The following is a 21247-nucleotide window of genomic DNA, read 5'->3' on the forward strand; positions in this document are numbered from 1 at the left end:
CTTTCATTTGGTCGTTCTTGTCCAAATTCAGGTTCAAGTCTTTGGCGAAGCGGGGGAAAAAAGTGCGACGGGTCACTTTGGCTTCGACGGTGGGACGGATGACCTTGGCTTCCGCCTGGGTGGCAATAAGGCATACCAGGAAAAGGCCAACTTGTAGTGGGCGCCCTTTCATTCCCCTCGCCATTTCCACCCGGTTCGCCATTCTCCCATCGAGGACCAGGGACGGCGAGAAATTTCTTTCGGGAAGGGATTTGCATTTGATAAAATTTTCCCCATGAGCGCCGAAATCCTCAACCAAACCCACCTCGCTCACAATACCTGCTTCGGCTGTGGCCATGAGAATCCCCATGGCTTGCACATCCGGATTTTCCGCGATGAAGAAAATCCCGAACGGCTGCGTGGCGTCCTGCATCCGAAGACCCACATGACCGGATTTCCGGGGATCACTCACGGCGGACTGCTCTATACAGCTCTGGATTGCATGGGAGCCTGGGTGCCGAAGATGCTGCGGCCGGGGAGCCAGGCGCTGTGGCTGCTTCGCACCGCCACCTTGACTTATCACAAGCCGGCCTTTCCCGAGCGGGACATCCAGCTGCTGGGATGGATCGAGAGCGAGGGTTCCGCCAAAGAAGCCATGACGGTTCACGTCGAGGCCCGCGACGAGAGCGGCGTCCTGCTGGCCGACGGGGCTTTCAAGGTAATCCCGGTTCCGCTCGATAAATTCCAAAAGATCACCGGTATCGCCTCAATCCCGGAAAACTGGCAGGACTTCTTCAAGCTCTAATCATGTCTCAGCGTCGTTCCAATCCCATCAGCCTCTTTCGCCCTCATCCCTGGCACGGCCTGGAACCCGGTTCCGCCGCCACCGGCATCCTCAACGCCTATATCGAGATCACGCCCTTCGACTTGGTGAAATACGAAGTCGACAAAAACACCGGCTATCTCCACGTCGACCGGCCCCAGCGCAGCAGCTCCCAGCCGCCGACGCTCTACGGTTTCGTGCCCCGCACTTACTGCGGCGAAAGGACCCGGAGGCTGGCGCCGAAGTCGAAGCGGGGCGACGGCGATCCGCTGGATATTTGCGTGCTGAGCGAGCGCGAAATCAGCCGGGCCGAGATCCTGCTGCGGGCCCGGGTCGTCGGCGGCTTGCAGATGGTGGATCACGGCGAGGCCGACGACAAGATTGTCGCGGTTTTGGAAGGCGATTACCTTTGGGGCCGGGCCCGGGAGATTCGCGATCTGCCGCCGGTCCTGATCGAGCGCTTGCAGCATTATTTCCTGACCTACAAGCTGGTTCCGGGCCAGCCGGCCAAGACCCGCATCGAACGGGTCTACGGGCGCTCCCACGCCCTCAAGGTCGTCCGGGCGGCGATGGCCGATTACCGCGAAAAATTCGAAAAGGGAATCTAGCTCGCCTTATTCTCGAATATCGACGTTCGCCGGAAGATCGTGGACCTGGGCGTAGCCCGGCGTCAGGTACTTCATGTAGCTGCCTTCGCCTTCCAGGAACTTCTTGAAAAACCCGATCGTGTAGTTTTCCAGCACCGGCTGCATGGTGTCGTAGTTCGGAGGCGGCTCGTCATGGGAGGCGTCGGAATTCCAAACGTCGTTCCCCTCGAAGAGGGCGATCAGCGGGTCGCCGCCCAGGAACTCATCGGTCAAACCGTCGGCCGGATCGGTGTCGAGCGAGCGATTCGAATCGGGGCTGGTTCCGACCTTGTCGCAAATGTTGCGGCCGCCGCCGAAAGCTCGGGCCACCAAAACGCTGAAGAGCTCGCCTTGGTTCCAATAGGTGCAGGCCTGGATGGCCGGCGCGCTCATCGCCGCCGAGTTGCAGGCCCGGACGCAAGCGCCGGTGGTCGGATCGATGAGACAGTTCGGCGTCGTTGGCGTGATCATATTGACCAAGGGTTCGACTTGGTTCGGATCCAGGGCCAGGGCGGCTTCCCGGGTTTCCTCGATCGCCAAGCAAAGGTCGGATTGGTAGCTGAAGTGCAGCGCGTTGGGTGTTTGGACCAAGATCCGCGGCGACGCGTTGACCGTCGTTTCGAAAATCTCGGGCATGGTCACGATGCCGGAGACCATCCGGGTTCCGCCCATAATCAAGTAGGGAATGGCGAGGCTGGCGATTTCTTCCAGGGTATTGTCGCGGCTCGGTTCATAGAGGACCATGGCTTTGAAGCGGGGATCGGCGGCGATGCCTTGGGCCGCCCAGCCCGAGGTCGCGGCCAAGGCCGCGCGGCCGCCGGCCGAGAAGCCGGAGAGGCCGATCCGCTCGGAATCGATGCTGGCGGCCACCGGATTGCCGGCCGACAAGGCGAAATCGAGGAGCAGCGAAGTGTCCACGACCCGCGCGACGTTGTTCGCCGAATGGCGCTGGACGATGACGATGAATCCGTGGCTGGCCATCAGCTCTTGCAAGGGCATTTGGGCGATCCGCTGGGCGTCGACGCCGGCGGCGTTTCCGCCGTGGTTATACACCACCAAGGGGAACAATCCGGCCGCCGGCGCGGCGTTCTGGACGGCGCATAAAGGCGAGCTCCGCTCGAAGCTTCCGCCGACTCCTATAATGGTGTACTTCGTGTCGCAGTCGGCGGGAGCCGAAGTCGGATAAAAGAGTTGGACTCGGGCCAAGCGGCCTCCGCTCATCGGCACGTTGTCGATCGTCCGAATGCCGACATTATAGGGGCCCTTCTGATCGGGCGGGGCGGCCTTGGCCTTGCCATAAACCTGGGAGGAAAGCCCCAGCGCTAGAATCATCGTCAATACAACCCGGAAGAATACACTCGTGCCTTGACCCATAGGAGCCTCCCCATTCGAGTGAATTATAATGACGGTGGAAAGGTGGCCGATCGTGATTCAAGCCGCCGAACCCCCCTATATCCCCTGGTGAAATGATCTCGAAAAAAAATGGGAATGGCAATGCTGAATTACTGAACTATTCGGAGGGCCTCGGCGAGGATCTTCTTTCCGGTCACCATGACTTCGTGCTCCATGCCGCGGTGCTGGGGAATGCCCGGCACCGGCTCCATGCCGAGGACCTTGCTTCGCACGCCGCGCTCAGGCAGCGCCTCGATGACCTGGCCTTGGATTTCCCGACCCAAGCTCGCGAAGACCCGATCTTGATGCACGACCAGCAGACGACCGGTTTTCTCCACGCTCTTCAAGACCGTCGCCATGTCCGGCGGGACGATGGTCCGCAGGTCGATCAGCTCGACGTCGATGCCCCGTGCCACCATCTCGTCCAGCACCTTCAAAGCCTCGGCGTGGGCCAAACCCCAGGTGACGATCGTCAAGTCGCGGCCCTCGCGGCGGACCGCGGCCTGGCCGAGCGGCACCCGGAAATCCTTGGGCAGGTCGGGAATGGCCCGGCGGAGGCTGATGTCCTTGGTGTAGGCGGCGAGCTCGGCCTTGTCGCTGGGCTCGTTGGGGAAGGCGTCGCCGATGGCTTGGCGATAGAGGGCCTTGGGCTCGAAGAAAATCACCGGGCCGGCGTATTCGGCGGCCGAGCGGATCAGACCGTAGGCGTCGCGGCTGGTCGAAGGCGCGACGATAGTCAGGCCGGGGATGGCGGCGTAGAGGCCTTCGAGCGGCGTCGAGTGATAGACCGCTCCGCCGATGCCGGGCTCGACCGGCAGGCGAAGATTCCAGTTCGCTTGGCGGCTGCCGCCCGAGGTCCAGAGCAGGTTGCCGGCTTTGATCATCCAATGGAGGGCCGAAGTCGAGTAATCGCCGAATTGAATCTCGGGGAAGGCGACGGCCCCGGGGTGCATCGCAAAGCCCAGGCCGATGCCGACGATGGCCGGCTCGTTGATCGGCGCATCGGTGACCCGGCCGGGGAAGAGCTCCCAAAGGCCGGCGGTGGCTTGCATGACGCCGCCCTTCATGCCGGTGTCCTGGCCGTTCACCCAAGTCAGGGGGTTGCTCTCGATCACGTCGCGGAGGGCGGCGCGAATGGCGCCGTTGATGATGACGGCGGTGGGCCGGCCAACCAAGGGCGGCTCCTGGGCCTGGGCATAGGGTAGGCGGATATCGCTCGACATTTCGACCAGGGTCGGCTCGGGCTCGGCGGCCACTTCGCTCCAAACGCGGTCCAGCTCGGCCTTGGCCGCTTCGCCGATCTCGCCAAGGCGATGGCCGCTGAAAAAGCTGGGGGAGCCGGAAACTTCCCGGCGCCGCAGGACTTCGTCCTCGCCCAGCAGGCCTTGCTTGACCATGGACTCGCTCAGCTCGAGCAGCGGGTCGCGCTGCTTGAAGTCGAAGGGCCAATTGGCGGCCGAGCTATGGGCGTTGAGCCGGGGCAGGTTTTGCACCCAGACCAGCACCGGCATCTGCCTCTCCTTGGCGGCCGAAACGGCGACTCGATAGGTTTGGTAGACGTCGATGAAGTCGTTGCCGTCGCAGGTGTAGAACTTGGCGCCGAAGGCCTTGGCGTAGGATTGAAGGTCGCTCAAAGCCCGGCCCGAGGCCGGCTCGACGCTGATCGCCATCTGGTTGTCGAGCACGCCGATCACCACCGGCAAGTTGCGGGTGCTGAAGCCCATCACCGCCGCGCCGGTCATCGCTTCGTGAAAATCGCTCAAAGCCATCGAGCCGTCGCCCAACTCGGCATAGACCACGGCGTCGCGGTGGCCGGCCTGCTGCAGGGCCCGGGCATAGCCCACCGCCACCGAGAGATTGCGGCCGACCTCGCTGTGGGCCGGCAAGATGTTGCGCTCCAGATCGTTGAAGTGGGAGGCAGTCTGGCGGCCCCGGCTCCAAGTGTCGGTCCCGCGGCTCAGCTGCTGGCGGATATAATCGCGGAAGAAATGATCGTAGCCCTGGAGCTCCGACCAGAGTCCGGCCAAAGTGCCGGAACGGTAATGGGGGCTGATCGCGAAGGCCCGGGGATTGACCTCATGGTGGAAGGCGAAGGCCGCGGCGGTGCCTTGAATTTCATGGCCGGCATCGGTGACGGCGAAGGCGAACTCGTCGCGCTGGTAATGCTGGTAGATCTTCTGGGTGAAGACCCGTTCCTTGACCATGTGGCGGTAGGCGGCGCGCAGGACCTCGGAGGTCAATTCGGGAAATTGGTCCTGCATGACCTCCCAGTCGTCGAGGCTCGTCCGCTCGATCGGCCGCATCCGGGTGGGATCGCGGCCGGCGGCTCGGGCGTCGAGCGCCGGGTAAGCGGCGCCGTTCAAATGGTGGAGCCGGTCCAAATAATGGGCGGCGTCGGATTTCGCGGTGCGGGCGAGGACGAGGAAATCGTAAGCCACCATGCGATCCAATTCGCCGTCGGGCGGGAGGAGGCGGTGGGCCTGGAGCAGGGATTTGTAGCTCTGTCCAGGAGTCTCGTCGCCGAAGCGCTCGCAAAACCAATTCAAGGCTTCGGGCAAGGAGGCGATGTTTGGCGGGGGCACGAATTCACGGAGGACGATCGGCAGGTCCGCCACCCGGTCGAGGACGAAGCGAGCGTAGAGCTCGCGGTCGCTTCTTTCCAAACCCGATTCCTCGGTGAGCAGGCGCCGGGCTCGGGCGAAATCGCCGACCGGTTGGCGCAGCGGACAGGCCTCACCCGGATTCTCTTCGACGAGCTGGGGCTGGAGCTTGGGCACCGACCGGGGAGCGGTCTGAGGAAAAGTGCGGATCGGCAGCCGGGCTTCGGGATTCCCCTCGCCGTCGGATTCCATGTGAACGCTGTGTTCCCGGCCGAGGCGTTCCAGCAGCGAAATGCGCGGCGCCGGTACGGCGCCGGCGGCGGCCAGAGCCGGCGTCATGCCCATTCCGGCCAGCGGGCGGGGAGTCGGAGCCGAGTTTTGAGTGCGGACCGTCATCTCCCGCTCCCAAGCGGTGAAACCCTCGCCCAGCAAGCCCCGGCCCAGCCGGATGCCGGCCGAGAGGCTCAGCATGGTGGCCAAGATGTCGGCGATTTCATGGCGCTGCTCGTCGGCCGGGCGGAGGCCGGCCGCGGCTTCCAAGCGATGGCTCGCCAACATGCCGGTGAACATCGAAGCTTGGGCGAAGGCCTGGCGGCCGAAGCCGAGGCCGGTAGCGGCATAAGCTTGACTGCCCAAGGCGCCGAAGGTCTTCAAGGCTCCCAAGGTGAGAGTCGCCGAGAGCAAATCTTGTCCCAAGCTGCGGGCCGGTTGAATTCCTTCCATCGCGTGGAGGCCGCGGCTGGAGAGCGCGAAGGCCGGGACTTCGGCGGCGAAACCGGTCAAGCCGGCGCCGAGTCGGGCGCCGAGGCCGCGGGTCAGCAGGCTCGCCTCGCTGGCGGCCATTCGGCCCAGGGCCGCGCCGCGGGCCAGTTGAAAAACGGTCGAGCCCAGGATCATCGGAGCGATCAGCTTGGGATCGCTGACTTCACGGCGAACTCGCTGGAAGATCGTCTCGGCATGCTGGCCAAAGCTTCCCTGACCGAGCAGGGCGGCCAGTTCGCGGCCGGCCTTGCGGCGGCTTTCTTCGGGGACGCTCCCGCCCTGTTCCACGATCCAAGAGAGCAGCCCGCTGGCCTCTTGGTCCCGGCCCTTGGCCGAATGGCGCTGGGCGACCTGGATGAGGCCGGACCAAAAAAGCTCCGGATCGGATTCTTTGGCAAGGGATTGAACTTCCGGCGACAGGTCGGGGCCGGCCTGCCTCAATATAAAGGATGGAATGCGCGATAAAACTTCACGGCTCATGCGGGCCCCTTCGCAGAGTTCAAGAGTAAGCGATGTGGTCGATTAGTGGCTTTTCGGGCTCTTGCCAAGAGAGTTTCGAGCAAAAGGGCGAAATTCTGCGTTCAGAATTTCCTGAACGATCACAATGAATTGCCCGATCTATCGAGCTCCGGCTGGGTGCCTAGCGGCCCTTGGCTCTTCGGAGCCGGAAGCCCAAGCCGGCCAAGGCCGTGAGCAGCAGCAAGGTCGAGGCGGCATTCGCGCGGGTCGAGCCCGGGTTGAGCGAGCAGCCGCCGTCGCCCTCGAGATCCTCGGGGATTCCCTCGCAGACCGCGCCGTCGCCGGTGCACTGATCGTCGATGGTGTCGGGATCGCCGTCGTCGCAGCTGGTCCCGGCATCGGCGAAGAGACATTCGTCGGTGCAGCACTCTTGGCTCGGCTCGCACTCTTCGCCCGGGCCCACCGTGCCGTCGCCGCAGATCACCGCTTCATAAGCGCCGATGTCGCAGGCATCGCCTTGAGGGCGAGCCACGCCGCGCTGATCGGTGTCGGGGCAGTCGGCATTGTCGCCGGCGTTGATCGCCGGGCTGTTGGCGTCGAGCGCGTGGGTCTCGGTGCTGCCGGGAGCGTTCAAGGCCAGGGCCGCCAGCAGCGGATCCTGGCCGGTGATGTCGGAGCCGGAGAGCCCGGTGCAATCGGTGTCGTCGGTCACCAGGTTGAAGCCGTTGGAAGCCAGGCTGATTCCGCTGACCGAGCAGTCGGCGGCGCCGGCGCCACTGGCATTATTGGCGATGAGGGTGTTGTTGAGCGTCACCGAGGCGCCGGGATTGCTCAAGGAGACGAAGATGCCGCCGCCCTCGCCGCCGTTGCCGTTCAGGTCGGCGTCGTTGTCGGCCAGAGTGACGTTGGTGAGGGTGGCGTGGATGACCGCCGATTGGCTGCATTCGGCGCAATCGTCGGAGATCCAAATGCCGCCGCCGTTCTCGTTGGTCTGGTTGCCGCTGATCGTGACGTTGGTCAGCGTCACCGTGAAATCGGTGCCGTCGAAGAGGCTCGACCCGTCGAAGATCCCGATGCCGCCACCGCCTTCGTCGGCGTCGCCGGCGGTGTTGAGCTTCTGGTTGTTGGAAAAGGTGCTGTTGTTGATCGTCAGGATGCCGTTGTCGACACCGCCACCGAAATTGAGGCCGGCGCCGACCACGTCGTCGCCCGGCGCGGTGACATTGCCCGAGATCGTGCTGTTATTGATCGTCAGCTCCTCGGCGAAGCCGCTGATGCCGCGGCCCCGGCCGGTGATGACGGTGTCGGAGACGGTCAAGGTGCCGCGGTGCTGGATGATTTTATCGGCGAAAAATCCGGTGTTGCCGGTTTGGGTCAAGGTCAAGCCCGAAACCGAATAGCTCCGGGGCTGCTCCTCGGCATCGAACCAAAAGATCGTGTTGCTGCCGCCGTCGATGCTGATCGTCAAAGCCTCGGCGCCGGGCCCGACGATGGAGACCGGCGAGAAGATCGTCGGGAGGCCGAAGGAGTCGCCGGCGATGATCGTCAGCGGCGAGCTGAGCGAGGCGGAAAAGGTGATCGTGTCGGCGTCGTCGTTGAGGTCGGCGGCCTTGATCGCGTCGCGCAGCGAGCAGGTTCCGGCCGAGCCGCTGCAGGCTCCGTCGCTGCAATCGGCCGCGCTGCCGGTGCCGTCGTCGGCTTGCTCGTTGACGCAAAAAGTGGCGGCGGGGGCCGAATTGGGGTGGATGGCGAGAAAAGCCGGCAGAGCCAATAGAAACAGCCAAGTGTTCCTTGGAAAACGCATAGTACCTCCGTGGCCCTTATCCCGAACGGGCCGACTTTAGGGCTAAGACCGCGGTTCTGCAATGAAAATTATGGCCAAGTCCCGGGCTTTGACCGACAATGCCGCTTTAATCAGGAGTGTGCGATGGGCGAACCTCTCAATCCCGGCAAGATCATGGACGTGGGCCTCGGGTTTTGGAAATCCAAAACCCTGCTCAGCGCCATCGAAATGAATCTCTTCACGCTGCTGGCGGCCGGACCGCTCTCGGCCGAAGCGATCCGGGAGAAGCTGCGGCTCCACCCGCGCGGCACCCGCGATTTTCTCGATGCCTTGGTCGCCTTGGGCTTCCTCGAGCGCGAGGACGGGCATTATCGCAATTCACCCGAGACCGCGGCTTTCCTCGACAAGGCTCAGCCCGGCTACATCGGCGGGATTTTGGAGATGGCCAACGCCCGCCTTTATAAGTTTTGGGATTCGCTCTCCGAGGCCTTGCGCAGCGGCCAGCCCCAGAACGAAGTCAAAAGTACCGGCGGAGGCGATCTCTTCGGGGCGCTCTATGCCGATCCCCAGCGCTTGAAGAGCTTCCTCCAGGGCATGACCGGCCTCAGCCGGATGAGCGGTCGGGCCATTGCCGCCAAATTTCCCTGGGATCGCTATCGCTCCTTTATCGACGTTGGCGCGGCCCAGGGCGGCGTGCCGGTCGAAGTGGCCTTGGCTCACCCTCATCTGTCGGGCGGCGGCTTCGACCTTCCCCAGGTCGGCCCGATCTTCGAGGAATACGCGGCGGCCCACGGGCTGGCCGAGCGCCTGCGCTTCATCGCCGGCGATTTCATGAAGGATCGGCTGCCTCAAGCCGAGGTCCTGATCATGGGCCATATCCTTCACGATTGGGACCTCGGGCAAAAGAAGATGCTGCTCGGCAAGGCCTTCGAGGCCCTGCCGGCCGGCGGCGCCCTCATCGTCCACGAGGCCTTGATCGACGACGATCGGAGCAAGAATGCCTTCGGCCTCATGATGAGCCTCAACATGCTGATCGAAACCCCGGGCGGCTTCGATTTCAGCGGAGCCGACTGCATCGGGTGGATGAAGGAAGCCGGTTTCAAGGACGCCTACGTCGAGGCCTTGGGCGGTCCCGACGCGATGGTCGTCGCCCTCAAGTAGATTCCTTTTCATCGACAATTCATCGAGCCTTCATCGCGGCTTCATCGCGAGGGGCCAGTCTAGCCTCCGATGAAAGCTTTTTTTGTCGCGGCTTGTTCGCTGCTTGGGCTGGGGTCGCCGGTCTTCGCCGCCGAGCCGCCCGAAAGCCGCTGTTTCGGGAAACCGGCCCAGGGGCGGATCGAGGGCGCTTGGCGCCTGCCCCTCTTCGGTCCCAATTTCCAAGCCTATTCGGTCTTGGGCTGGGCCCTGGGCCGAAGCTATGTCCACAGCCGAGTCCATCGCGTCATCCTGACGGCCTATGCTCGGCTGGAAAGGCCCGATTCCAACTTCAATTATATTTATGGGGAGACCGGCTTGGAGGCCGGCGGCGAATTTTGGCCCCATGTCACGCATCAGAACGGCTTATCCGTCGACTTCATGGTGCCGGTGAGGAATGAGCGGGGGAAGCCGGTGGACTTCCCGGGCCGGGTCTGGAATCGCTTCGGTTACGATTTGGAATTCGACGCCGAGGGTCGAGTGCCGGGCTACCGGATCGATTTCGAAGCCTTGGCCGAGCATCTCTTCGAGCTGCACCGTGCCGCCCGGCGCGAGGGCATCGGCATCCGGCTGGTGATCTTCGATCCCGCATTGACCGAGCGGCTCTTCGAGACCCGGCACGGCCCTTACTTGGCCAAGCACGTCCGCTTTCTGCGCCGGCCGGCCCGCTGGCGCCATGACGAGCATTATCACGTCGATTTTAAGGTTCCCTGCTCTTGAGAAGGCTCACTGGCTTCCGCCGCGGACGCACCAAATTCCCCGATTGTCGCTCTTGGCGAAGGAAGCCGGAGCGCTGACATTGGCATTGACCGTCACTCCATAAGCCTTCGTTGGGTCGCCGGGATCGACGGACGAGGTCCAATAATAGTTGACGACGCCGGTCAGCACATTCTGGAAGGGATGGCCCAGCGGCAATCGGCTGTCGTCGGGTCCGAAGACCTTGTAGTCGAGCAGGTTCAGCATTTCCTCGACCGTCGGCAGGCGCCAGCCCGGCCGGCCGTTGATCGACTGGCCGTAGCATTGCAGGCATCGTCGCCGCCGCAGTCGAGCGCTCCACTCGATTCTGTCAACCGAGGGAAGGAAAGCTTAGCGACCTTGAGAGAGGCTGTAGAGCAGGGTGCTGCGGCGGTAGGCGATCTCGTTGGCGGCGATGCCGGCGGCCTGGCCGAACTCTTCCATCCGGCTCACGTGCTGCTGGAACTGGGGGCCGTCCTCGCGGCGGTTGGCCAACTTCATGGCACCGTCGAACTCGCGGAAGAAAAGGTCCCGCGCCTGCTTCGTTGAATTGCTTTGTCCGGAGATAACGTTTTGCAGATTCATTTTTGCCCCTTGCCTCAATCCTGTCTTCCTCAATAGCAAGGGGGGTGCCAGCCGGGTCTTTCAATATTTCATAATATTATTAAGCTGTTAGAAGATAGCGGCTAGAAAAGCGCCCGACCAGCTAGTATTAAACGTTAGATTTCCTCCAATATAAAGCAATTTTTTAATTTCGATATTAGTCATTTTAGACGCATTTAGGTCGGTAAATAAGGCGACATCCATTTGGCCATCGTCAGCAATTCCTGCTCCCGTGAGAAATCGATGGGGGTTTGTTCGAGGGCGGCGAGGATCTTGGCTTGGGCCTCGGCCGGAAGGCGGGAGATGCTCTCGAACACCAGGGTCCGGGCCTCGGGCTTGAAGCGGCTGAGGTTGCGGGCGGTCTCCAGCACGAAGCTCTCTTCGGGGTCGAGCAAGAGATCGCCGACCTTGGCGCAGGCCTCGAGATCGCACATCTTGGCCAAGGCCAAGGTGGCATGCTGGCGGCGGCGCTTGTCGGGATCCTTGGCCAGCGACTTCAGCTCGGCCCGGAATTGACCGAGTTGGAGCTCGCCGATGGCGTAGATGCCGGCGAAGGTTTCCATCGTCGAAGCCGAGCGAAACAGCGCTTCGATGGTTTCGAGCGCCGGCGCCCGCGAAGAGCGGAAGGGATAGAGCGCCACCGCCGCGTTGGCCCGGACCCGGCGATTGTCGTGATGGAGATAAGGCGTCAGCGCCGGAATCGTCTCGGGGTCCTTGAGCAGGGCCAGCGATTCGATCGCATTGGCCTTGAGCCGGTCGTTGTCCTCGCCCAGCTCGGCCAGCAAGAGCGGCCGCATTTTTTCGCCCAGCAATTTGGTCAGGAGCAGGGTCGCGTTCATCCGCACTTGGAAGGACACGTTTTCGTTGGAGCGGATCAGGTGGTACATCGCGGCCACGCCTTCCTCGCTCTCGAAATGGCTGATCGACTCGACCACCGCGAGCTGCAGCGACTCGTTGGGCACCGAGAAGCACTCGATGATCCTGGCGAAGGAAGCGCGGCTGCGCATTCGCCCCAAGCTCAGGACCGCCGCCCGCCGGATCGGGAGATCCGAGCTTGAATCGAGCAGCCGCTCCAGCGCCGGCGCCGCCCGCCGCTTGTTGGGCTCGCCCAGGGCATGGATCGCGTTGAGGGTCAGCTGGGAGTCGGCGGAGGCCAGCGCTTCCTCGAGGTAGCGCAAATAGGCTTTGGCGAAGAAGTGGCAAAAGACGAAGAAGGCCAGCGACCAAGCGAAGAGGGTGAGGCTGATGGTCCGGGGCCGGCCGTAGGCCAGGATGAGCGAGGCTACCAGGAGGAGCAGGATGGTTCCGGCCGGGAAGGCGACGGCTTCCATCGCCACCATGATTTTTCCCCGGGCGTGGTCGGGAAAGAGCTTGTTCACCGGCTGGAGCAGGGATTGAGCGGTCAAGTCCACGAAGAAGAAGACCAGGCATTCGGCGATGGCGATCGTGATCAGCGAGGGAAAGAAATGGATGAGGCCGAGGCCGAGGGCGTAGAGCGCCGACAGGGCCCAGAGCATTTGCTCCAGCCCGAAGCGCCGGGCCAGCGGACCGGCCAGGAAGACTTGATAAAAGAAGACCAGCCCCAAGGAGAAGATGGCGACCTTGCCGAAGAAGGAGGCGAGCTGGTCCTCGCCGCCGAAGGCTGCCAAAGCCGAGGTGTTGTAGAAGTAGTCGAGGCCGTAGGCCACGTAGACGTGGGAGATCCAAAAGGCGATCAAGAGGCCGACCAAGGTGGCCAGCGATTTCGGCGCGGTCTTGGCGGCCGGCGCCGCGGCCTGCTCGGCCGGAGCCGGAGCTTCGGGGTTCAGCCTTCGGATGACGAGCAGGAGGAAGGGGGCTCCGATCAAGACCAGGCCCCAGAGCAGGAGGAAATTGATCGTGTGAATTTGGGCGGCGAAGCGGTTCACCGTGAAGCTGCCCAGGATTTCGCCGAGGACGCCGAAGGCGATGAAGTAGGGGTAGCGAACCTTGGCTTCGTAATTGGTGAAGTAATCGCTGGCCACCAGCCAATAGAGCAGGGTGACCAGGATGAACATGGCGTAGAAGAAGATGCGGATGCCGAAATAAAACGCCGTCCCTTCGGGCTCGGTCAGCGCCGCCAGCCAGATCAGGACGGTGCAGGCCCCGAGGCTTTGGAAGCCGAGGAAGAAAATCCGCCGCCGCGGGAAGCGGTCGATCATCCGATAGAGGAGGCCGGCGAGGAGGAGGGCGGTCAGCGAGCTGCCGAGATAAATGTAGAACAGCGATCCGGTGCCGGTCCGGGAAATGAGCATCGCGTTGGAGGAAAAGACGCCCCAGGCGTAGCCCAGCCCCAACAGTAAATTGAGAATCGCGAACGCCCAGGTTTTGGGATCTTGGCTCTTGAATAGGATTTGCCGGAGCACGGACCGATACTAAGCCGGCTAAGGGAGAAACTCCACCTTGGAGGCGAGAAGCTCGTGGCGATAGCCGCCGAGATGGCCGTATCGGCTTTTCATCGGCCCAGAATCGCCAAATCAGGCCGATCGGTCAGCGAATTCGCCGGGGCCGAGCGCCAAGAGGCGGGCGGCGTTGTCGTGGAAGATTTTCTTCTCCAGCTCCGGCCCCAGTCCCATCGCCTCCAAGGCCAATTTCTCGCGATTCCACGGGTAGGGGATGTTGGGGAAATCGGTCCCGAAGAGGATCCGGTCCGGATTCTCGAAAAACCACTCCGGCCGGACCGGGGCCGGGAAGAAGCCGCCGATCGCCATCGTGGTGTCGAGGTGGAGGTTGGGATAGTCCTTCAGCATCGCGACGAAGCGGTCCATCTCCTCGAAGCCCAAGTGGGGCACGACGAAGCGGAGCCGCGGGTATTTCCGGATCACTTTCTCGAAGCGGGCGGCGCCGCTGATTGCGGTGACGTCATAGCCATAGCCCTGAGTCGGCTTCTCCTTGAAATGGGGCCCGTTGCCGCAATGGATCAGGACGATCCGGTCCAACGCTTGGCAGAGCTCGTAGACCGGTTCCATCCGCGGGTCCTCGGGCGCCGTTTTCTGGACGTGGCAATGGATCTTGAGTCCCTTGAAGCCGTAGTCCTCGAAGCAGCGGCGGAGGATGGCTTCCTTGCCCGCATCGTCGGGATGAACGCTGCCGAAAGGCTCGATGAAGCCGGGATATTTTTCGGCCAGCCGCCGGGCCCACTCGTTGAGCGATTCGGCCATCCCGGCCTGGTGGGGATAGTGCAGCGAAACCGCCCGGCTCACCCCCTGGGCCCGGAGGGTGGCGACGGCCTGGTCGGCGTATTGCTTGTACTCGATCGGCCAGGCGTGGGCTTCGAACCAACGCCAGAGCGCGTCCATCAGCCGGTTGGGGAAGAAGTGGGTGTGGAAATCGATGAGCACGAGGAATTCCTTGAGCCTAATTCGGCTTTGGGGGACAATTTTCCAACTTTTTTCGGCGGAGGGGCTATGATTTTCGAAAAAATCGTTTCCGCTGCCATCAAGGTCGACGCCACCAAGAAACGGATCGAAGACACGGTCCGCGAGCTCAAGCGGCAGGCCCGCCGGGTCAAGCTGGCCTACCAAGCCCTCAAGGAGCTCCTTCTTAAGTACCAACTAGCCCTGACCGCGCTGGAAAAACTGATTCCGCGATTGAGCAAGCTGCTGCAAAAGGCCCAGGGGGTGCCTTACGCCGGCGCCGTCATCAGCGTCATCCGCAAGATCATTCCGGCGGTCGAGCGCTTGGTCAAAAAGATCAACGACGCCGTCAAGGATATCCGCCCGGTCGTCAACAAAATCGACCGAGCCCTCGACGCCTTGGACCTCCTGATCAACCTGCCCGATCCCAATTTGAGCTTCGTCGACGACGTCCTGGACCTGGTGATCGAAATCGCGATTCCGCTGGAGGAGCAGCAGCCGGTCTTGGAGGAAATCCTGCCCAAGGAATTGCAAGACAAGCTGGCCGAATACGTCAAGATCCTGGAAGACGTCGACAAGGCGCTCAACGACAAGCTCAAGCCGCTGCAGGCGATCATCGATTTCCTGCGGCTGCACAACGACGTCATCGAAGGGCTGACCCGCCTGCTTTCGGGTCAGTTGGATTTCCTGAAGATCTTCGATCCGGTGATCGAGTTCTTCGATCCGATCCTCGAATATCTCGAGACCCTGATCAAAAATTTCAAGGACAGCCTGCCCGATTTCTTGAAGGGCTTTGTCGAAAGCATCGAGTCCTTGCTCGAACAGCTGGACGGCTTGATCAACCAGGCCTTGGAGAAGCTCGGCCTCAATAAGTTCATCGATGACCTGTTCGCCGGATTTCCGGGGATTGAGGAGATCTTCGCCAACTTCAGGGAGCTGATCCAGACGATGCTTCAGTTCGAGAAGATGGTGAAGGAGCAGATCGAGAAGGCCTTGGCCGACTTGGTGAAGGCCCTGCAGGATGCCATCGCCAAGGCTCGCGAGCTTTACCTGATTCTCCGCTCCATCGCCGCCGTCAAGGGACTCTACGAGGACGATATGGAAAAGCGCCGCAAGGCCCTCAAGGACTTGATCGAGAAGATCAAGAAGATCCTGGAGCGCGCCGGCGCCGGCAAGCCCGGCGAGGACCTCGAGGATCTCTTCAAGAAGATCCAGAAGGAGTTCAAATTCCTCGAAACTAATTTTTACACCACGCCGGTGCTGCCGATCGACTTGAAGCGGATGGCCGAAATCGAGGGCAGCGTGAAGGAAACCAAGAGCGTCATCGGAGACCTCGGCCGGGAGCTGAAGCTGCTCGCCAAAGCGCCCAAGTCCAAGTCCAACCTCGAGAAGGCCCGACTCAATGTTTTGGAGTTCAGCCGCCAATTGAACAAGATGGGCCGGCTCAGCCGGGAGCTCTTCGCCGGTCAATTGAAGAGCGACCGGGGTTATTGGGAGAGCTTCGGGATCGTGCTGGCGAAGAGCCCCCGGCTCCGCGAAGATCCCTTGCCGGCCGCCCGGCGGCGTGCGGCCGGCCCGGCCGACTTGGGCCGGGAGCGCTTAAATCAGCTGCCGCGGCGCTTCCGCAAAACCGCCCGCCGCTTGGGAATCAAATCCCGATAATGCTTCAGAGCGTGTCGCGGTTGGTGAAGAAGTCGGCGATCACCGGCAGGTGATCCGACATGATCAAATAGCCGGCCAAGCCCGCCTGGTTGGGGGTGAAGAAGCGGCCGAAGATCGGCAGGACCCGCTTCGACCCCTTCACGTAATCTTCTTGGAAAGTCAGCAAGAAGATCAGGATATCGTCCAAAATCCGCTTATCGGCGTCCTTGACCAGGAAGAAGCCGACCACCTTGGGCGGGCCGGCCTGGAGGACCTTCAAGTGATATTTGGAGAAGCCGCCCTGGACCTTGGTGTCGTCGTTCACCACTAATTTGTGGTTGTCGACCAGCAATTTCCATTTGGTCTTCTTGTAGCCCTGGGGCGTGGAATTGAAATCGCCGCCGATCAGAAAATCGGGATCGATGCCGCCGCTATTGGCTCCGCCGGGCAGGAACGCGATCAAACCGTCGATCTCCTCGTCGATGTCGGCTCCATTCGAGGAAAAATGAGTCGAGGCGAAGGTGAAGTCGAAGGCGTTGTTGCCGCCGGTCAGCACCTTGCAGTTAATCCGGTGGAGGCCGCGATCATTGGCGACGGTCTCGGTCTTGGAGCCGTCGCAGCTCAAGCGCTTGCTGTTGAACAGGATGGGAAGATATTCGAGCATTTCGACGCTGATGCGGAAGCGGCCGTCCGGCGTGGTCCAGCTCTGCTTGATCTTCTTGGTCGGCTTGCCCCGGATCACCTTGTAGTCGCCGAAGTTGCCCGAAAATAGCGGATGGTCGTTTTCGGTTTGGCCGCCTTCGGCGACGGTCTTGATCTTGAAAGGCTGGGGCGTGGCGGTCGGGGTGGCGGCGGGAGTGGGCGCCGGGGTCGCCGTCAGCTGGGTCTTCTTGTACTTGGTGATGATATAGACTTCTTGCAGGGCGATAATGGTGATTTTCGCCTCGTTCACGATTTTGAGCAGAGTGGCGATCCGGTTCAAGGCCAGGCCGCCGACTTGGCCGGTGACGAGGCGATTGGCGGTTCGGCGGGTGAGCAGGTGAAGGTTCCAGGTGGCCGCCCGGATTCGGCCTTCCTCCAGCTCGATCGACTGGTTGGGGATGTATTCGAGAGGATCGCCGTCTTTCAGCTGGGTGCTTTGGGGAATGGCGCCGACATCGGAATCGATGTCTTCCTGGTCGGATTCGTTCTCCTGCTCCTCGGCGTCGCTTTTTTCGGGGCTTTCGAAATCGGAATCGGGAAGCTTGTCCAAATCGGTGATGACTTTGCCCGGGACTTTCGGGCCACCGCGCGGAACGCAGCCGATACTGATGGCGAAGGCGGTCAAGAGAAGCGGCCAGACTTGAGCAAGCTTCGGCGGACGACGAATCATCGTGAACCCCCCCCTTCGACTTCATGATACTCGGCACCATATTAGGTGCCAGTAAATTCGCGATGCGCTAGGATGGCGGCGATGTGGATCGCCCTGCTTTATTTTGCCTTTGGGATCTTCGCCATCCTTTACGGTCGTTTCATCTTGAAGCAACGCCGAACCTTGCGGAGCTGGTCCAACGCCCCCGGAAAGATTTTGGAGCGCAAGGTGGACCGATCGCCCGGTGGCCGCGCCGGCCGGCTCGGGCCGCCGGCCTATCAATATGAAGCTCTCGTGAAATACGCCTATCAAGTCGAGGGCCGCGAGTACATCAATGACAAGATTTACCGGGTGGGCTGGATCTCCAGCACTCGGAAGAACCGCGAAAAATTCTTGGCCACCTTGCCTGACCAGCTTCCGGTCCTTTACAACCCGGTCGATCCCCAGGACTCCTGCCTCTTGGCCTTGTCGGCCGGCCCGGCGATTGCGGCCACCCTCATCGGGACCTTCATCGCGTTGACCGCGGCCCTCTATATCGTGGTCACGCTTTTGGATCGGGTTTAGGCCCGATAAGCCGGCAAGAAGACGGTCTGGACGAACTCCTCGATCGTCGTCGGAGTGGTATTGCGTTTGGAACGCGGCTCTGCCGGCTCGAGGATACCCTCGTTGATGCCGCGGTAAAGCTCGTTCAAGAGCTCGATCGACTTTTGAGGGATTCCCATTTGGGCCATCGCTGCGCCGTAGTCTTCATAAGTGAATCGAACGTAAGTCAGATCGGGCTTGTCGATGGCCTGGCCGACGATCGATGCGACCTCGGGCATGGTCAGGTCGCGCTGTCCGAGTAGCTCCTGGGTGGAGCTTCCATTGAAATCGAGGCTTAACAGGAGATCGGCTACTCGTTGGCCGATATCTTGGGTTGCGATCATCGCGATTTTCAAATCCGGTTTGTAGGGCTCGCCAAAGATGCCTTGGGACCTCAGCAGATCGACCTGCCAGAGCAGGTTTTCCATGAAAGTGGCCGGCCGAAGATGGACCACGTTGACACCGGACAGGGCATTGAGCCGCACTTCTTGGAAATGAAGCCCCAAGACAACGCCGGTGCCGGCCGGCAAGTGGCCGCCGACGCTGCTCAAATTCACCACCTGCCGGATTCCGGACTCTCCGATCGCCCGCGCTATCGCCTCGCCGACTTGATTTTGAAAGGCCCGGTAATCGGCCTGCAGCATGTCGGGTGGAATCATCGTGAAGATGCCGTCGCAGCCGGTGAAGGCCTGGGCCAAGGCCTCGCTGTCGTCGAAGCTCGCGGTGTAAAGCTCGGCGCCTCGGGCCTGCAATTCCTTCAGCTTTTCGGGCGAGCGGCCGATTGCCCGGACCGCCTGGCCATTTTCCAAAAGACGCCGTGTTGCCGCGCTTCCGATGTGACCCGAGGCACCCATGATCGCATAAACTCGCTTTTTCATACGGCCTCCTTTGGCGATTCTAAACCCTTGTAAAGGGTTTGACGACGTTTCAAATATGAGGAATATCGAGGTGGGCTCGCTTTCGTATCGGAGAATCGATGACGACCTTCCGTCTTGCCCTTTCGCTTTTTGCAGCCCTCACCCTTTTTCAAAATATCGTCCTGGCGGCTCCCGGCGAGCTGGATCCCAGCTTCGATTTCAACGGGGTCGCGGCGCTTTCGCTTTCCGCTGCCCAAGATATCCCCGGCGGGATCGCGGTCCAATCCGACGGCAAGATCCTCGTCGCCGGCGTGGCCGGCTTTCCGGCGCCCGAGGCTCGCTTCGCCGTGGTCCGCCTCCGGCCCGACGGATCGGTCGACAGCGGCTTCGGCGAAGGCGGCACCTTCCTCAGCTCGGTGACCTCGAGCGGGCCGGTCGGAGTCATGGCCCTGCAGGCCGACGGCAAGATCGTGATCGCCGGAACTTCGGGCAGCGACGGGATTTTGCTCCGGCTGCTGCCCGACGGCGATTTGGATCCCGATTTCGGCAGCGGCGGCGTCGCCGACGACGGCGGGGTCGCGGGAGCGGGCGTGGTCCAAGCCATGGCGCTCCAGGCCGACGGCAAGATCCTGGTGGCCGGAACCTTCGGCGGCGACACCGGCGGCTTCACGCTTTTCCGTTTCCTGCCCGGCGGCGAGCTCGATCTCGATTTCGGCCCCGGCGGCTTTCGTCAGGATTCGCTCGACGATTTCGTCGAGTTTCCCGAGGATCTCGAGGTTCTGCCCGACGGCCGGATCCTATCGGTCGGCTACACCAATAATTTCGTGGCCCAAGAGATTCTCTTGGCGGCGGTGCGCTACACTCCCGCCGGCGGCCTCGACGGCTCGCTCGACGGCGACGGCATTCTTCTCACTAATTTCGGCAACGCCGGCGGGGCCGTCGGCACCGCGGCCCTGCCTTTGGAAGACGGCCGTTTCCTGGTCGCCGGGGGGATCGGAGCCGCCGGCAGCCGCCGGCTCTTCGTCGCCCGCTTGAACGAGGACGGCAGCCCCGACGCCGGCTTCGACGAAAACGGAGTGGTGACCGTGCCCTTCGGCTTCGATGAGGAGTTCGCCACCGAATTGCTTGCCCAATCCGACGGGAAAATTCTCGTCTTCGGTGTCGACCAGGAAGGCGCCGCCTTGCTCCTGGCCCGTCTCCATCCCGACGGCCGGGTCGACGAGAGCTTCGGCTCCTTCGGCAAGGTCGTTTTCTCCGAGCTTCCGGTGAACAATTCCTTCACCAATCAGGCCGCCTTCCAAGCCGACGGCAAGTTCGTCTATGCGGCGGAGGTGGCGGACGACTCGGGAAGCGATTTCACGGTTTTCCGATTTCTGGGCGATGACCTCGGATCCACTTCTTGCGGCGACGGCAATCTCGACGCGGGTGAGGAGTGCGATGACGGCAACAGCGACGACGGCGACGGTTGCAGCGGGGGCTGCCAGGACGAAACCGAGGGCGATATTAGCGGCGGCGGCTGCCAACTGGGCCATGGGATGATACCGGCGGGCCCGGCCTCGCTTTTTATTCTGGCTCTGGTCCTGAGCCTCGCCAGGCTTGGAGCTTGTCCGGATTCCGCATCGCGTAAATTCGGCTGATCTTTCCGCCGCGGAATTCGAAGGCGAAGACCGTCTCCAGCTCGTAATGGCCGTCGGCTTGACGCCGGGCCAGGAGCATTCCGGGACGGTCGTTGACCATCGTAAAATCGGATTTGAAGTCGAGGTGCTGCTGCTTGGCCAGCCGGCCCAGACCGAGCAGAAATTTGGCGATCGTCGCCGGATCGTCGAGGATCTTCATCGCCGCCGGAACTTTGCCGCCGCCGTCGGACCAAAATTCGGAATCGGCGGCGAGCAGCTCCTGGACCACCGCCTCCTCGCCGTTGCGGGCGGCGCTGAAGAAGCGCTCCAAGACCTTGAAAGATTCGGGATCGGGTTGGTCGAAGCGCGGCCGTTCCCGTTGAATCGCCTCCCGGGCCCGCTGGCCCAGCTTGCGGCATTGCTCCTCGCTGCCCTCGACGAAGGCGGCGACTTCCTTGAAAGTGTAATTAAAGACGTCGTGCAGCAGGAAGACCGCCCGCTCCATCGGCGAAAGCTTTTCCAGGATCAGGAGGAACGCGATGCTCAGGCTCTCCGAGGTCTCGGCCGGCGACTCCGGCTCCGGCCAGGGCCGAAAGGCGTTGGGCAGGGGCTCGGGCAGCCAGGGGCCGGCATATTCCTCGCGTTGCCGGTAAGCTTTGCGCAATTGATCGATGCAGAGCCGGCTGCAAACCTTGGTCAGCCAGCTCTTGGGGTTTTCGATCGCTTGGGGCGCGGCTTCCTGCCAGCGCAAATAGGTTTCCTGGACCAAGTCCTCGGCTTCGCTCAAGGAGCCCATCATCCGATAGCCCAAGGCCATGAGCTGTCCCCGATGCCGGTTGAAGATTTCGACCGCCGCTGCTTCCATCG

General features: G+C 62.1%; 18 protein-coding genes. 7 read left to right on the plus strand and 11 right to left on the minus strand.

Translation table 11 applies throughout. The features are described from left to right. On the minus strand, window positions 1-412 hold a 412-nt coding region (locus tag VJR29_08885; GenBank protein ID HKY63520.1), incomplete at its 3' end, for a hypothetical protein. A 12-nt stretch (window positions 413-424) separates the two neighbouring features. On the opposite strand from VJR29_08885, the gene VJR29_08890 reads away from it, so the two are divergent. Both VJR29_08890 and VJR29_08895 read left to right on the plus strand, forming a co-directional pair. Then, window positions 425-784: a hotdog fold domain-containing protein gene (locus tag VJR29_08890; GenBank protein ID HKY63521.1), complete on the plus strand. Its 360-nt coding sequence runs from the start codon at window positions 425-427 to the stop codon at window positions 782-784. Between the two features lie 2 nt (window positions 785-786). Further along, window positions 787-1410: an inorganic pyrophosphatase gene (locus tag VJR29_08895; GenBank protein ID HKY63522.1), complete on the plus strand. Its 624-nt coding sequence runs from the start codon at window positions 787-789 to the stop codon at window positions 1408-1410. Window positions 1411-1416: 6 nt separating this feature from the next. Here the strand turns inward: VJR29_08895 and VJR29_08900 are convergent, their stop codons facing one another. The 3 genes from VJR29_08900 to VJR29_08910 all read right to left on the minus strand — a co-directional run bounded on the left by VJR29_08900 (window position 1417) and on the right by VJR29_08910 (window position 8445). After that, window positions 1417-2802 carry a hypothetical protein gene (locus VJR29_08900; GenBank protein HKY63523.1) on the minus strand — a complete coding sequence of 462 codons (1386 nt, stop codon included), beginning with the start codon at window positions 2800-2802 and terminating at the stop codon, window positions 1417-1419. Window positions 2803-2930: 128 nt separating this feature from the next. Next, on the minus strand, window positions 2931-6662 hold the full coding sequence (locus VJR29_08905; protein ID HKY63524.1) for a transketolase C-terminal domain-containing protein: 3732 nt from the start codon (window positions 6660-6662) through the stop codon (window positions 2931-2933). 160 nt (window positions 6663-6822) lie between these two features. Continuing rightward, complete coding sequence (locus VJR29_08910) at window positions 6823-8445, minus strand: choice-of-anchor Q domain-containing protein (GenBank protein ID HKY63525.1); 1623 nt, start codon at window positions 8443-8445, stop codon at window positions 6823-6825. Window positions 8446-8568: 123 nt separating this feature from the next. Between VJR29_08910 and VJR29_08915 the strand changes: the two genes are divergently transcribed. Together VJR29_08915 and VJR29_08920 are read left to right on the plus strand one after the other, a co-directional pair. Then, on the plus strand, window positions 8569-9585 hold the full coding sequence (locus tag VJR29_08915; GenBank protein HKY63526.1) for a methyltransferase: 1017 nt from the start codon (window positions 8569-8571) through the stop codon (window positions 9583-9585). Window positions 9586-9654: 69 nt separating this feature from the next. Then, a complete protein-coding gene (locus VJR29_08920) occupies window positions 9655-10341 on the plus strand; it encodes a penicillin-insensitive murein endopeptidase (protein ID HKY63527.1) in 687 nt (228 codons plus the stop codon). A gap of 6 nt (window positions 10342-10347) precedes the next feature. Here VJR29_08920 and VJR29_08925 read toward each other — a convergent pair whose 3' ends face one another. From VJR29_08925 to VJR29_08940, 4 genes are all read right to left on the minus strand, one after another. Beyond that, window positions 10348-10683 carry a DUF1566 domain-containing protein gene (locus VJR29_08925; protein HKY63528.1) on the minus strand — a complete coding sequence of 112 codons (336 nt, stop codon included), beginning with the start codon at window positions 10681-10683 and terminating at the stop codon, window positions 10348-10350. A 24-nt stretch (window positions 10684-10707) separates the two neighbouring features. Further along, window positions 10708-10941 carry a hypothetical protein gene (locus tag VJR29_08930; protein ID HKY63529.1) on the minus strand — a complete coding sequence of 78 codons (234 nt, stop codon included), beginning with the start codon at window positions 10939-10941 and terminating at the stop codon, window positions 10708-10710. Between the two features lie 194 nt (window positions 10942-11135). Further along, complete coding sequence (locus VJR29_08935; GenBank protein ID HKY63530.1) at window positions 11136-13343, minus strand: MFS transporter; 2208 nt, start codon at window positions 13341-13343, stop codon at window positions 11136-11138. A 111-nt stretch (window positions 13344-13454) separates the two neighbouring features. Then, a complete protein-coding gene (locus VJR29_08940; GenBank protein HKY63531.1) occupies window positions 13455-14318 on the minus strand; it encodes an amidohydrolase family protein in 864 nt (287 codons plus the stop codon). 66 nt (window positions 14319-14384) lie between these two features. Here VJR29_08940 and VJR29_08945 point away from each other — a divergent pair, with 66 nt between their 5' ends. Then, window positions 14385-15995, plus strand: a complete 1611-nt coding sequence (locus tag VJR29_08945; protein ID HKY63532.1) for a hypothetical protein — start codon at window positions 14385-14387, stop codon at window positions 15993-15995. 4 nt (window positions 15996-15999) lie between these two features. Here the strand turns inward: VJR29_08945 and VJR29_08950 are convergent, their stop codons facing one another. Further along, entirely contained in the window at window positions 16000-17346 is a 1347-nt protein-coding gene (locus VJR29_08950) for a hypothetical protein (protein ID HKY63533.1), read from the minus strand. Between the two features lie 81 nt (window positions 17347-17427). Between VJR29_08950 and VJR29_08955 the strand changes: the two genes are divergently transcribed. Next, window positions 17428-17889 (plus strand): DUF3592 domain-containing protein, encoded by a 462-nt coding sequence (locus tag VJR29_08955; GenBank protein ID HKY63534.1) that lies wholly within the window; start codon window positions 17428-17430, stop codon window positions 17887-17889. Here VJR29_08955 and VJR29_08960 read toward each other — a convergent pair. Beyond that, window positions 17886-18785, minus strand: coding sequence for an NmrA family NAD(P)-binding protein (locus VJR29_08960; protein HKY63535.1), 900 nt, complete (start codon window positions 18783-18785; stop codon window positions 17886-17888). The two genes, VJR29_08955 and VJR29_08960, sit on opposite strands and share 4 nt — an antisense overlap. A 98-nt stretch (window positions 18786-18883) precedes the next feature. On the opposite strand from VJR29_08960, the gene VJR29_08965 reads away from it, so the two are divergent. Further along, complete coding sequence (locus VJR29_08965; protein ID HKY63536.1) at window positions 18884-20401, plus strand: hypothetical protein; 1518 nt, start codon at window positions 18884-18886, stop codon at window positions 20399-20401. Here VJR29_08965 and sigJ read toward each other — a convergent pair. Continuing rightward, on the minus strand, window positions 20328-21245 hold the full coding sequence (gene sigJ / locus VJR29_08970; protein ID HKY63537.1) for an RNA polymerase sigma factor SigJ: 918 nt from the start codon (window positions 21243-21245) through the stop codon (window positions 20328-20330). The two genes, VJR29_08965 and sigJ, sit on opposite strands and share 74 nt — an antisense overlap. Window positions 21246-21247 lie beyond the last annotated feature (2 nt).

This window comes from bacterium (assembly GCA_035281585.1).
Classification (GTDB): Bacteria; UBA10199; UBA10199; order DSSB01; family DSSB01; genus DATEDP01.

Excerpts from the sequence above, each read along its gene's own strand:
- VJR29_08930 (HKY63529.1), bottom strand. The coding sequence starts at position 10,941 with ATGAATCTGCAAAACGTTATCTCCGGACAAAGCAATTCAACGAAGCAG.
- VJR29_08890 (HKY63521.1), top strand. The coding sequence starts at position 425 with ATGACCGGATTTCCGGGGATCACTCACGGCGGACTGCTCTATACAGCT.
- VJR29_08905 (HKY63524.1), bottom strand. The coding sequence starts at position 6,662 with ATGAGCCGTGAAGTTTTATCGCGCATTCCATCCTTTATATTGAGGCAG.
- VJR29_08950 (HKY63533.1), bottom strand. The coding sequence starts at position 17,346 with ATGATTCGTCGTCCGCCGAAGCTTGCTCAAGTCTGGCCGCTTCTCTTG.
- VJR29_08945 (HKY63532.1), top strand. The coding sequence starts at position 14,385 with ATGATTTTCGAAAAAATCGTTTCCGCTGCCATCAAGGTCGACGCCACC.
- VJR29_08920 (HKY63527.1), top strand. The coding sequence starts at position 9,655 with ATGAAAGCTTTTTTTGTCGCGGCTTGTTCGCTGCTTGGGCTGGGGTCG.
- sigJ (HKY63537.1), bottom strand. The coding sequence starts at position 21,245 with ATGGAAGCAGCGGCGGTCGAAATCTTCAACCGGCATCGGGGACAGCTC.
- VJR29_08895 (HKY63522.1), top strand. The coding sequence starts at position 787 with ATGTCTCAGCGTCGTTCCAATCCCATCAGCCTCTTTCGCCCTCATCCC.
- VJR29_08900 (HKY63523.1), bottom strand. The coding sequence starts at position 2,802 with ATGGGTCAAGGCACGAGTGTATTCTTCCGGGTTGTATTGACGATGATT.
- VJR29_08915 (HKY63526.1), top strand. The coding sequence starts at position 8,569 with ATGGGCGAACCTCTCAATCCCGGCAAGATCATGGACGTGGGCCTCGGG.
- VJR29_08960 (HKY63535.1), bottom strand. The coding sequence starts at position 18,785 with ATGAAAAAGCGAGTTTATGCGATCATGGGTGCCTCGGGTCACATCGGA.
- VJR29_08965 (HKY63536.1), top strand. The coding sequence starts at position 18,884 with ATGACGACCTTCCGTCTTGCCCTTTCGCTTTTTGCAGCCCTCACCCTT.
- VJR29_08910 (HKY63525.1), bottom strand. The coding sequence starts at position 8,445 with ATGCGTTTTCCAAGGAACACTTGGCTGTTTCTATTGGCTCTGCCGGCT.
- VJR29_08955 (HKY63534.1), top strand. The coding sequence starts at position 17,428 with ATGTGGATCGCCCTGCTTTATTTTGCCTTTGGGATCTTCGCCATCCTT.